Here is a 12,935-nt window from a genome sequence, read left to right as displayed (position 1 = left end):
TAATCAGAATGTTTTAAAGTGTGTTCGTTTTTTTTCGGAGATGGGTCTTGAACAGGATTCCGATTCTAAGGATATCATCCATATGCGTATTGAAATGGTTTTTCACATAACCCAATTCAACCTTAAAATCAGGGGAAAAGGTATAGCCGATTCCGCCATGCAAACGGTTTTGATTGAATATGGTTTGTTCTAGATTCAAAAAAACCTCATCAAAGACCTTGATATAAAAGTTGGCACCTAAAGGGTGGGTGACCTGTAATCTATATCGCATTCTATTGATGAAATCGGTGACCCCATCATTGTTTATCCAACGGTGTTCCAATCGATAACGGTTAGATATGCTCAATTTCTTTATTTTCCTTTTAAGACATATTTCTTCATATGGTCGGTTCTCGGAAGTACTGATACTCGTTCGTGTTTCGGAATAATGGTGAACATAACCCGCACCTACCGAAACTTCCGGTGTTATTCGGTAACCAAGTCCTATTTTATAAAATTGGTTGTCCAAAACATCGAATATTTCATAATGGTGTAATCTGAATTCCGTAACAATATCAAGATTTTTTGAAATCTCATTATCCCCATACAACATGATCCATGATCCCCATTCATCTTTGCTTTGGGAACTTAAAATTGATGAGAAAAGTAAATAAAATAGTAAGATGCCCCTCTTCATGATGGTCATTTTTATGGTTGATAAAGTTTTGGTTTCGCAGTGTCTATGTATGCAGAAAATACAGAGACAAAATTGGAAGCTGCAAATGTACTTTGGTGTTTAGAGGGAAAAACTGATAAAAGTCAATTTTAACCAAATTGATCAATCTTTTTTGAACCAAATCAAAATTGCATGTTTAAGCATTAAAAAACCCCTCTTTTTCGGAAGAGGGGTTTCTGTTTTTTTGGGGAGAGGGGTTGTTAATCCAGACTGAAAGTTTTTGTTTCTTTGAACGGACTAACATCTTGTTTTTCAATTTCTTCCCTATAAGGTTTCCATTTTTCATTGAAGAACGCATTGGTTTTTTGCAACGCTGATGTAAGCTCGTCGGCCGCAAATTGGATCATTTGGTTTTCGGTAGCCGTAATTCCGTTCTTACGGGTACGCACATAGCGACTGGCGTTACCTATACGCTGCATTACGGTTATCTCAGGATTTCTGGTGATACCTTGTCTTTTATCTTCCTTGCCTAAATATAGTGCAATGATGCTGTCTATCGCCTTTTTTATGTCCTTTGAGGCTTTTATTTGATCTTTGTATTTTTCCTCGTCGAGCTCTTTGAATTCTTTTTGATACTTATCGGCCACGGTTTTACTTTCGACCAATTGTTTTACGGCATCTGCTGCAGTTTGGGTGAAGGATTCCAGCTTTTTTGAAGCTTCATAGACTTCATTGATTGATGTTGTTGAAACGTTTAACCTTGGATCGGATTTTACTTCGATCATGGTATCATCGGTCATTTCCCCGTAAGTGACCTTGACTTTATAGGTTCCGGGTTTTACATTGGTTCCACCACGCTCATTCTTGTTTTTAGGGATTTTTCTAGAAGGTCTGTCACTTCCTTTTTCATCCATTTCCCAGTAAATACGATGAAAACCTGCCTTTTCAGGGGTTTTCGTCTTAATGGTGCGAATTAATCTATCCCCATCATAAAACTGGAACATAATAGAGTCTTTTTTATGTACACCGCTCAACTTTTTCTTTGCGGTTTCTGTCCCTGGGGCTATATCGGTCTTGTCCATTTCTTTTTCAACAGCATCATCATCTTTGTTTTTCTCGGGCGATTTTTCCTTTCCTTCCTTCAAATAATAAGTGATCATGGCCCCTTCTTTCCTGTTTTCGGCATTGTAAAGGGCGTCGGCACCAAATCTGCTCCCAGTTGGTTGTTGGTAAGCCGCTTGGTAGGCCGTGGGTGGACTGAAGATTTTGATATCTTTCTGTAAAATGGATTTATCGGCCGTAATGGCTCGCAATGGTCGAATATCATCCAACACCCATGCAGCACGACCAAAGGTTCCGATGACCAAATCGTGTTCCCTTGGTTGAATAACCAAATCTTTTGTAGAGACCGTTGGGAATCCTTCAGTCCATTTTTGCCACTTTTCCCCGGCATTTAAAGAAATATATAGTCCGTCATCCGTACCCAGGAACATTAGATTAGGGTTTTCTATATCTTCTATAATAGAAAGGGTATAGCTATCTACATCGGTGGCATCTACAATGCGCTCCCAGGTTTTTCCATAGTTTTTGGTGCGATACGCATAGGGCGTGTAATTGAACCGTCTGTAGTCGTTGGCGATTAATAAAGCTTCGCCTTTATTTTTGTTCGATGCTTTAATTTGTGCCACCCAACTCCCTTTAGGTAAGCCTTTTATGTTTTGGGTAACCTCGGTCCAATTGGCACCTCCATTTTGAGTGTAATGTACGCGCCCATCATCGGTTCCTACCCAAAGCATGTCTTTTTCCAGCGTTGATGGTTCAATCACTAAAATAGTACAATGGTTCTCGGCACCTGTGGCATCCATGGTAAGCCCACCACTTTCCGATTGCTTTTGTTTTTCCGGGTCATTGGTGGTCAAATCTGGGGAAATAACTTTCCATGTTAGTCCTTTATCGGTGCTTTTATGTACAAATTGACTACCGAAATAAACGGTACTATTGTTAAATGGGTCTTGACCAATACCTGAATTCCAGTTGAATCTAAGTTTGGTTTCGGCATCTGGTGGAGTAGGGCGTACGATATAATTATTACCTGTTTGCCAATCATATCTGGATACATATCCTTGTTGGCTCATGGCATAACCGTATCTGGAATCATCTTTGTCAGGTACTACGTCAAAGCCATCACCAAATGCTATTTCTTGCCAATAACTATTTCTGATTCCCTGCGCTTTCCATACATATGCAGGACCTCTCCACGATCCATTATCCTGCATTCCCCCATATACGTTATAAGGGAATTCATTATCAGTGTTTATATGGTAAAATTGGGCAACGGGTAAATTGCCAATAAAACGCCAGGTTTTACCGCCATCTTTACTAATGTTCAGCCCACCATCATTTCCATTTAGCATAAACTGTCCGTTGTCAGGGTGAATCCACCATGCGTGGTGATCGGGATGTACACCATTGGTGGCATTATAGGCAGGCATTAGCTGGGAAAAGTTCTTACCCCCATCTTCAGAAACATTGACATACGTAAAAACCGAATAGACCCTATTTTCGTTCTGGGGATCTACGTAAATTTCGGAATAGTAGAAGGGGCGATTACCTATGTCTTGCTTATCATTGATTTTTTCCCATTTGAATCCGCCATCTTCCGATTTATAGAGAGCGTTCTTTTTTGATTCGATCAATGCATATACGATATTGGGTTTACTTGGGGCAATGGCTATACCGATTCGGCCCAATTCCCCTGGGGGAAGTCCGTCTTCCTCCGATAGTTTCTTCCAGTTTTTTCCTCCGTCATGGGTCATGTAAAGTCCACTGCCTTCGCCACCTGACTTAAAGAACCATGGGTCCCTTTTATGTTCCCACATGGCTGCGATCAATTTATTGGGGTTGGTTGGGTCCATGATGAGATCTGCAACCCCTGTTTTGTTATTTACGAAAAGAATCTTTTCCCAGGTTTCCCCACCATTGGTTGTTTTGTATACGCCTCTTTCCGGGTGCTCGCCCCATGGGGAACCTATTGCCCCAACGTAAACGGTATTGGGATCCATTGGGTCTATTTTTATTCGATGGATGTGTCGGGTTTTTTCAAGTCCCATGGATTTCCAGGATTTACCTCCATCCAAAGATTTATAAATACCATAACCACCGTTTAAACTATTTCGGGGGTTACCTTCTCCGGTGCCTACCCAAATCACAGAGGGATTGGATTGCTGAATAGCAACCGCCCCTACTGAAGCAGTAACTTCTTTGTCAAAAATGGGCTCCCATTTTATACCTCCGGAGGTCGATTTCCAAAGTCCGCCAGATGCCGTACCTACATACATGACATCGGGCGATTTCTGCACTACATCTATTGCGGTAACTCGCCCACTCATACCTGCGGGGCCAATGTTTCTGGGTTTTAGGTCTTGGACAAGGTCCATTTTAAAATCTTGGGCAAATAGCGAAATGGATGCTAAAAGCATCACTAGGGAAAGCGTTTTTTTCATTGGTTTTGGTGAGTTAATTAGTCCCGTAAATATAAATAAATCCTGTCGGTAATTTCTTAAATGGTTGTTAATGAATTCGATAAATATCGTTTCCCAAGTAGTGGTCGATCAGGCTATTCCACCCGTGTCCAAACTTCATTATTGTCATTGTTGGTACCTGTCAGAATCAGGGTGTCCCCTTTTACTTCCAATCCAAAAGACCGCGTTTCGCCCAAAAGGTATAAACTACTGCTGTTAGAGAAAGTCGTGGTTTCTGAATAAATGGAATCGTTCAGGACATAGTTACCTCCTTGGTAAGAATCCATTTTGTTGGTAAGGATATTCGTCTCGGTCATGGACCAATAACCGTTCGCAATGGTTTTTATACGGTCGAAGGTGGCTGAAGGGGCCGGTTTTTTACCTTTTCGACTGTAGTATTTCCATTGCCCTAGGAGTTGGTCGTTTAGTTTTTCGGTTGATGTTTTACTTGTTGAAGCATGTCCGTTTTTTGTTGCTATTGCGGCAAGTCGTTTATTGATTTCCACTTTCGGGATAAATCGACCCTTACGGAAAACGGCGGAAAGCTCTTGTAGGTTGTCCAAGTTTTCGAGAGGATTTGCATTTAAAAGTATCAAATCGGCTTCAAGTCCTTCCTTTACTTGACCAAAAACATTTTCTTTATTAAAATATTTAGCGGGATTTATGGTGCCGGATTGTATAATCTCCAAAGGTGTAAGTCCGGCAGCCAACAATCCATCTATCTCACGATGAATGGAAAAACCGGGAACATTGAAAACTTGAGGGGCATCGGAACCCAAAAGCATCCCATAACCATTTTTTTGTAGTTTAAAGATGAGCTGTTTACGAATGTCATCGAATTTTTCCCATTGCTTTTCATTGAATCCTGTGGAGGGGTCTATTATGGCGTTTTTGCGTTTGGACCACTCGGTCAAAGTCTCAATAGGCATGTAACGCATCTCTGGTTGATGCAAGAGTTCATCAGCGGGAATGGGGGAGAACCATAGTTCGAAAAGGCTTTGGGTAGGTACCGTCCAAACCTTGTTCTCTTTCGCTAAGGCCACAAGTCCATCAATTTTAGTCGTATCGGCCAAAGGAACAAAATCATATCCGAAAAAACCGTTTTCTTCAGGATTTACATGGGCCGATTCAGGTACCAATCCTTCCAAAAAACCGTCAATATGGTCAATGGAAGCGTATTTACTTTTTAAGGCATTATCAATGCCGACATCAACAGGAACGTGCCCTGCAAAAGGAATATGAACTTGATGGGCGGTTTTAACGATTTCATCAAATACTTCATTCTTAATTCCCGGATGTATTTTTAAAAAATCGTACCCATCTTTTTTATATGTTTCTACTGCATGTACAGCTTCTTTGATAGATGTAACTGAATTGCCATTTAAAGAAGGGCTCGAGGTAAAAATCCTTGGACTTAATAGTTCGCCCGATTCAGTATTGCTTCGCAAAACCAAGTGGGTTGGGTGCCCCAACATTCCTCGTACCGTGGTGATGCCATTTGCGAGATAAAGGAAGAGCACATCTTCAATTTGCTCATTGTTTTCTGAAGGATGGGGAATATGGGCGTGCATTTCGGTAAGTCCCGGCATTAAATATTTTCCTTTGCCCAACACCATATTTTCATATTGTGCGAGATTTTCTTTATGGTCAGTAATGCTTTTGATCATACCGGAATCAATAACCACATCAAGATGCTCCCACATTTCGCCTGTAGCAACGTCAAGAACATTGACATTGATGATAATGGTTCCTTTTTCAGGTTGGTTGGTGCAAGCAAGAAACAATAACGCGAATACGAAAAGTACATATTTTCCCATGGTCATAAAATTAGGGCTGTTTCGTTAAAATTTAAAAAAGAGCTTGTGTTTTTTTACACTGTAATAGTAAAAGGTAAAAAGAACAATAAATGTGAAAATTATAATTCCACTTAAGATGTCTCAAAAAAATCACCTGTTAATTGCCTTTCGAACAAGGATAAAAACAAAAATCAATACAGAGTAACCAATAAAAAATGGGATGACGAACCGGATCCATCCTAAAACCAAGAACAGGCCAATAACAAGCAATTGAAAGCCCAGTCCAAAAGTCGATATAGCTGTCATGAACCATTTGGGCCATTTTTCGCTGTATGGTGCTTTAGGATCGAGCCAATAAACGATTTTATCGAAAACCCCGTAAAGCAATAGATAGGTGTTAAAAAAAAAGTTCACCCAAGTTTGTTTTTCCCCCTTCATGGCAACGGGAGCCGTAATCTCAAAGATTCGGCTTGTAGTGTCACCCTTATATTTGTTCCTTAAAATTACATAGTAATAATTATATAGGGTGCCTTGAAGTTCTAACCCTATAAATGCCGATAGCATATAGATCCAATGAATTTCCTCTAAGTGTCCAATGGTGAATATGAGCATGAAATTCAACACAAAGTCGGCGATAGAATCAAAATATCTACCCACATAAGAAGGGGTGTTTTTAATTCGTGCCAGTTCCCCATCAGCGGCATCCAAAATTGATTTGGTAATCAGGAGAAAAAAGGATGCAACATATTCATGTTCGAGAATACAAATTAGGGCAATGATTCCTGAAATAAAAAAGGCGATGGTCAAATGTATAGGGGTAACCGCCGTATTTTTGAATATTTTAGCGATGGTCATGGCTATTGGTCGCCCATAATCAGATAGATCTAGAAATTGGTCTGCTTTGGGCAATTTAGACATATAAATTCTTTGTTTATTGAATTGGTCTGATAACTTTTTTATTTTGTAATTCAGTGAGTTAAGGATTTGTTACGAAATTCCCTAATGCAGCATGTTTTATCTCTTCTTTTAAAATATATAATTATAGCATTGAGGTTTGGATGATATTTTATGGCCATTATCAGGATTTATATCACACCTTATAGTGTCCAAGCTTATTGCAATGCCTATATTTATGGGTATTTAGAATATATTAAAGATAAGGTTAATCAATGAGAAATATACTGTTCTTAATCATAGTAACAATTGTTTTTATGAATATGGGTTGCGCTAATAAAAGGGGTGATAAACCTAAGGTCCTCATTTTTTCCAAGACCATGGGGTATAAACATGCTTCTATTCCAAAAGGTATTGAGGCCATACAAAAATTAGGAAGGGAAAATGGCTTTCAGGTCGATACTACTAAGAATGCAACCTTTTTTACCGAGAAGTACCTTTCGCAATATTCAGCTATTGTTTTTCTGAGTACTACTGGGGATGTTTTGAATGAAAACCAGGAGACTGCTTTTGAACGTTACATTCAATCTGGTGGAGGATTTGTTGGCATACATGCCGCTACCGATACGGAATATGATTGGGAATGGTATACTAAAATGATTGGCGGTCAATTTCTGAGCCATCCTAAAGGCACACCAAACGCGGACTTTATCATTAAAGACCATTTGTTTATTGCCACGAAACATTTTACTGATACTATATGGAACAGGAACGAAGAACTGTATAATTTTAAGAAATTGAACCCGAAGGTGAATGTTTTGATTACGGTGGATGAAAGTACGTATGAAGGTGGGGAAAACGGTGATTTTCATCCTATGAGCTGGTATCATGAGTACGATGGAGGTAGAGTATTCTACACAGCGGCAGGTCATGCAGATGAAAGTTTCGAAGAAGAAAAGTTCGTTAAGCATATACTGGGAGGTCTCCTTTATGCCATAGGTGATAATTGAAAATAGGGTTTTTAAAGGGCTATTGGCCAACTTGTTTTTGATATGGGTGAATCGGGTATTGAACACCTTGGTCACTGACATTCCTTTCAAAGTTGTAGGATAGGGTTAATTGAAAATTGGAAAACATTTTTATGTGATATGTTGAAGCCTGTGGTTGTTAATGTTTGTTCAACCATTCTAAAGCTCTTTTGCGATTTGGAAAAATATCAGCATCCCATCCCAGCTTTTTAACCGCATAAACATAAAACTCCGCTTTTGTTTTGGCATCTATATCTTTGGGCTCTATTATTGAGACTATTGAACCAATAGGTATGTCCCACTCAGGAAAGAATCTATTTATAAGTTCAAATATTTGACCTCTGCCGAATTCTGTCATAACAAGTCTACAATCAGCCAAATATTTCACTGTGTTATGGTTTTTTGCGGATTCTACAATTATGAAAATGGCCTCGGTCAAAGTCTTGAAGTCCATAACACCTTCCAAAGTCAGTTCCATTATATTTTCCACGTTATTGTATTCAGATTTCCAGCCCATAATAATCTGTGTTTCACGATATATTAAGAATAAGTAGTAACTAAGCTTGAATGTGGAAACAATAACCCAATAGCACTTATATTATACAATCAAATAGTCATTTCTCACTTATGAAATTACAATGGAAACGTAATAGATGGTAACATATGTGAGTAACTTGATAGAATAATTTAAAAGAATGAAATAATCATAGTACTTCGCCCATTTTGATGGTTGAAGAAATACAAATTAGTAGGACTTTTGGTAAAATAATGGAAATTACTCGAAAATTGAACCAAAAGGAGAACCTGCTATTTTCTTCACGAATTCTTCATAACACTCTTATGCTTAAAAAGCGATGGATAAGGCAATCTTTGAAAGCATGATATTTGTTAGGTTTTTAATGGCGGATAAAGAATAGCTTTGCCTCATCAAAAAACAAATTATGAGCACTGACAAAACCTGTATCGTTTGTAAGAAATCTTCTAACGAAACCCCTGTAACTAAGTTTTACCATAAAGATAGTGAGTTTTATATATGCCCTCAACACCTGCCGGTTTTAATACATAACCCCCAAGATTTGATAGGCTTGTTAGATGGAGCTGACAAGTTGCAAGGAGGTTGAAATAGACCTGTTCGTTAATTCAAACATTTTTATAGTATTCTTGGGCTATATGAACCAACAAATTGGTAGCATCTGATTTTTTGGAGTCCTGTTATAAGTTAATGGCTAATTCACTTTCGTGGCGGTTAGGGCATAAACCATTGGTATTTTGTTGTCAAGGTGTTTTATCCTATACTTTTTTGGTTCTATTTCAATGGTCTTGTTGAAGCAATTATAGGGGGAGTAATCAAATTCGTCCAGTGAATTTAAGGTGAGGCCATTTATTATAAGACTATTGATCACTTCGCTAAAACCATGGTTCCACATGACGTATTCTTGGGTTATATCCGCATTTTTATCAGCGTAGGTTCCACTTTCTGTCTCGACGATCGCCCCTGAATTGAAGTAATTATACTTGATGTTTTCAAAATCATCATCGAACATCCAAACCACGGGGTGGAATTCAGCAAACACGAACTTTCCGTTTGGTTTTAGAAATCTAGAAATGATTTTGGCCCACTTATCCAAGTCGGGCAACCACCCAATAGTGCCGTAACTGGTAAAAACGAGGTCAAATTCTTGATCTAAATGACTGGGCAAATCGTAAATATCGCAACATATAAAACGGGCATCGGATTTTGTCTCTTTTGCTAAAACCCTTGCTTTTTCAATGGCTTTATCAGATAGATCAACCCCGGTGACTTGGGCTCCGAGTCTACTTAAAGAAATCGTATCCTGTCCAAAATGGCATTGAAGGTGAAGTATGGATTTACCTTTGACATCCCCCAGTAAGTTCAACTCAATTTCATTTAATGATGATTTTCCGTTGATAAAACCTTTTAGGTCGTAGAATTCGGAGTTCAGGTGTACTTCAGTTTTGTTATTCCAGGATTCCTTGTTTATTGTCAGGTAATTTTTTTCTGCGTCCATTTTAAGGTCTATTTTTTAAAACTTCCACATAAAAATTCCTGTCAACCTTAAAAGTGGAAAGATTCCCTTTAAAAGTTTTGGTCTGCCATTCGGGATTTGGTGTCAACCAATGTTCTTGGCCATCAATATAAATTCTTATGGGCATTTTAAAACCATCGACAACATTTGTATACCTGTATTTTAAGGTACTGTCGGTAATGGTATATTCTAATGAAGGAATCATGGTTGTGCGTAGGTATTCATCAAATATTGGGCTGAGTTCTATTCCGGTTTGGTCTATTAGATAATTCTCAATTTGGGCCGAGGTAACGGTTTGGTGGTAAAAGTCCCTATTAAGTCCACGTAATACTTTTCGCCATTTTTCATCATCATTTACCAATTGACGAATGGTGTGCAACATATTGGCTCCCTTGTAATACATATCCCCAGAACCCTCTTGGTTTACACCATATGGGCCAATTATAGGAATGTTGTTCCTGATATTCCTTCGTAGTCCTATTACGTATTCTTCGGCAGCGTTGGTTCCAAAATGGTAATCTAAATACAGGTTTTCTGAATAGCATGTGAAACTTTCGTGTATCCACATATCCGCAATGTCCTTATAGGTTATGTTATTGGCGAACCATTCATGGCCAGATTCGTGAATAAGGATATAATCAAATTGCAATCCCCAACCTGAAGCGGATAGATCACCTCCTAAATATCCGTTTTGGTAGTGGTTGCCATAGGTTACCGAACTTTGGTGTTCCATTCCTAGGTACGGTACTTCGACCAATTTATAACTATCCTCATAAAAGGGGTAGGGGCCGAACCAATATTCAAAAGCCTTTAAAGTCATGGGAGCTTGTTTGAATTGTTCTTTGGCCTTGTTCAGATTATCGCGTAGCACATAATAATCCATATCCAATATGCCTTTTTCCCCTTGATATTTTTCCCCAAAATGTACATAGTCGCCAATGTTCACATTTACTCCGTAATTATTGATCGGGTTTGCCACGAACCAATGAAAGGTGTTTGTTTCCTTATCTACATTTCGTAGTCTACCGTTCGATACATCTATAAGGCCCTTGGGTACTTTTACGCTAATGGCCATACTATCTACTTCATCGTACATATGGTCCTTGTTGGGCCACCATGCACTGGCACCAAGACCTTGGCAACTTGTCGCGACGAAGTGCTTACCGTTATTATCGGTATCCCAACTGAACCCACCATCCCAAGGGGCATTCTCCGCTTCTTTGGGATGGCCCGAATAATACACGACAATCTCGTTGTATTCACCTTTGATTTGCTTTTTCTTTAGCGTAATGAAATGTGCATTGCCCATAGAATTGACTTCTAGGTTTTTTCCGTCTTGGATGACCTTAGATATCTTCAATGGAGGTTGAAGGTCAATTTGCAATACTTTTTGGGCGTCCAATACTTTATAACGTATTAGGTTGCTTCCTGAAATAAATTTTTGGTCGGGTCTAACCTCGATATTCAAGTGATAGTAATTCAAATCCCACCAAGCGCGTTCCGGGGTAATACTGCCCCTTAATGTATCTTGATGGGTAAATTGTTGGGCAGAAAGGCCAAGTGAAAATAGGGCAATTAGTAATACTATTGTGTTTTGTTTCATTCTCAATATATTATCTCATAATGGCATTCGGGAAAACTACGGGACTTTCAAAGCCATCAGCACTTACTGAGGATACCCCAAAAAGAGAATTATCGATTACGATACCCTTAAGTGTGAATTCGGTTAAGTTACCTACATTTCGGCTATGTTCCCATTGAGGGGCAGTGGTGTCCCTCCAATAAACCTTATAACTTGTGGCCCCATCAACCATACTCCATTGAAGCCTTGCAGATGGCTCTACGATACCACCTATTTTAACTTCTCTCGGGGCTGGGGGTGCCCATGCGATAGACGCTAGGTTTATTGCATTGACGGCTGTTAATTTTCGGGCGTAATTAAAATTCACATGCTCCAATACATCTCCATAGGCAATGCCGTTCTCCGTTCTTATATCCTGGTGTTGTTGTGTGTAATTCTCATGCGCTTCCATAATACGAATCCCTGCAAAACCGGCATCATTGAAAGGTCTGTGGTGTCCCCCTCGTCCAAAACGATCCAAACGATAGACCATCATGGGATTCATCTCGGGCATATAGGTTTTTGTGGTTTTGTACACATAACGCGCCAATTGTCTTGAAATGCCGTCAACTTCGCCCCCATAAAAGCGCCTGGCATTTCGTTCTTTTTCCGTTTCTGTTGGGGGTACGGGTTCTGAGAAAATACGGAATTCCCTGTTATCGATAACCCCGTCGACCCCTTTGATATTCCCGATCATATCATTGTTCAAAATCCCTATGATTTCCCATCCGTTTGACTTTGCATGGGCAGCAAGACCCTTGCCGCCATAAAGTCCTTGTTCTTCCCCTGATAGCCCTACATAGATAATACTGTTCTCGAATTTGTATTTGGAGAGTACGCGTGCAGCTTCCAAGGTACCTGCCATACCACTTGCATTATCATTGGCACCTGGGGAATCATCAGTGAAATTGGTTGGATCGCTCACCCTGGAGTCGATATCACCACTCATAATAATATAACGGTTTGGGTACTTGGTCCCACGCTGGATGGCTACAACGTTTACGACCATTACATCGTGCACTATACGGTCATTGTCCCCTTTTTTAACCAAGTCTTTTTGGTAAAAAACTTCTAGGCAGTCCCCACATTCTTTAGATGTATTCTCGAACTCACTTTTTATCCATCTTCTGGCAGCACCGATTCCCCTTGTTTGGGAAGTGGTATCACTTAAGGTGTGGCGTGTTCCAAAGTTGACCAATGTGGTAACATCTGCCTTTATGCGCTCTGCGGAAACCGCCTCAATTATATCATAGATGCGTTGATCCGTTTGGGAACAAACCAAGATAGGGAGTAAGAATATTAGTAGATAAAATGATTTCTTCATTATAATTCAGTTTGATGTTTTATTGAAATAAGTTGAGTGATTAGGTCA

General features: G+C 39.5%; 10 protein-coding genes. 2 read left to right on the top strand and 8 right to left on the bottom strand.

Going from position 1 to position 12,935, the window contains the following annotated elements; all coding sequences use genetic code 11:
• Window positions 1-13: 13 nt before the first annotated feature.
• From GJ691_RS18480 to GJ691_RS18465, 4 genes are all read right to left on the bottom strand, one after another.
• The gene (locus GJ691_RS18480; RefSeq protein WP_179955171.1) at window positions 14-676 is read right to left on the bottom strand and encodes a DUF2490 domain-containing protein; all 663 of its coding nucleotides are present in this window, start codon (window positions 674-676) and stop codon (window positions 14-16) included.
• A gap of 239 nt (window positions 677-915) precedes the next feature.
• Complete coding sequence (locus GJ691_RS18475; protein ID WP_154369673.1) at window positions 916-4,158, bottom strand: WD40/YVTN/BNR-like repeat-containing protein; 3,243 nt, start codon at window positions 4,156-4,158, stop codon at window positions 916-918.
• A gap of 113 nt (window positions 4,159-4,271) precedes the next feature.
• The gene (locus tag GJ691_RS18470; RefSeq protein WP_246200223.1) at window positions 4,272-5,993 is read right to left on the bottom strand and encodes an amidohydrolase family protein; all 1,722 of its coding nucleotides are present in this window, start codon (window positions 5,991-5,993) and stop codon (window positions 4,272-4,274) included.
• Between the two features lie 129 nt (window positions 5,994-6,122).
• Window positions 6,123-6,890, bottom strand: coding sequence for a CDP-alcohol phosphatidyltransferase family protein (locus GJ691_RS18465; protein WP_154369669.1), 768 nt, complete (start codon window positions 6,888-6,890; stop codon window positions 6,123-6,125).
• 251 nt (window positions 6,891-7,141) lie between these two features.
• Between GJ691_RS18465 and GJ691_RS18460 the strand changes: the two genes are divergently transcribed.
• The gene (locus tag GJ691_RS18460; protein ID WP_154369667.1) at window positions 7,142-7,876 is read left to right on the top strand and encodes a ThuA domain-containing protein; all 735 of its coding nucleotides are present in this window, start codon (window positions 7,142-7,144) and stop codon (window positions 7,874-7,876) included.
• Between the two features lie 157 nt (window positions 7,877-8,033).
• On the opposite strand, the gene GJ691_RS18455 is transcribed toward GJ691_RS18460, so the two are convergent.
• The gene (locus GJ691_RS18455; RefSeq protein ID WP_154369665.1) at window positions 8,034-8,411 is read right to left on the bottom strand and encodes a hypothetical protein; all 378 of its coding nucleotides are present in this window, start codon (window positions 8,409-8,411) and stop codon (window positions 8,034-8,036) included.
• A gap of 424 nt (window positions 8,412-8,835) precedes the next feature.
• On the opposite strand from GJ691_RS18455, the gene GJ691_RS18450 reads away from it, so the two are divergent.
• On the top strand, window positions 8,836-9,015 hold the full coding sequence (locus GJ691_RS18450) for a hypothetical protein (RefSeq protein ID WP_154369663.1): 180 nt from the start codon (window positions 8,836-8,838) through the stop codon (window positions 9,013-9,015).
• Window positions 9,016-9,120: 105 nt separating this feature from the next.
• Here GJ691_RS18450 and GJ691_RS18445 read toward each other — a convergent pair whose 3' ends face one another.
• The 3 genes from GJ691_RS18445 to GJ691_RS18435 are packed head-to-tail and all read right to left on the bottom strand — an operon-like array spanning window position 9,121 to window position 12,887.
• Window positions 9,121-9,924: a class I SAM-dependent methyltransferase gene (locus tag GJ691_RS18445; RefSeq protein WP_154369661.1), complete on the bottom strand. Its 804-nt coding sequence runs from the start codon at window positions 9,922-9,924 to the stop codon at window positions 9,121-9,123.
• Between the two features lies 1 nt (window position 9,925).
• On the bottom strand, window positions 9,926-11,545 hold the full coding sequence (locus GJ691_RS18440; RefSeq protein ID WP_154369659.1) for a M1 family metallopeptidase: 1,620 nt from the start codon (window positions 11,543-11,545) through the stop codon (window positions 9,926-9,928).
• A gap of 10 nt (window positions 11,546-11,555) precedes the next feature.
• A complete protein-coding gene (locus tag GJ691_RS18435; protein WP_154369657.1) occupies window positions 11,556-12,887 on the bottom strand; it encodes a M28 family metallopeptidase in 1,332 nt (443 codons plus the stop codon).
• Between the last annotated feature and the right edge of the window lie 48 nt (window positions 12,888-12,935).

Source organism: Maribacter luteus, assembly GCF_009674825.1.
GTDB lineage: Bacteria > Bacteroidota > Bacteroidia > Flavobacteriales > Flavobacteriaceae > Maribacter_A > Maribacter_A luteus.
The sequence above is the reverse complement of the archived record's forward strand: the minus strand, read 5'-3'. Positions and strand labels throughout refer to the sequence as shown.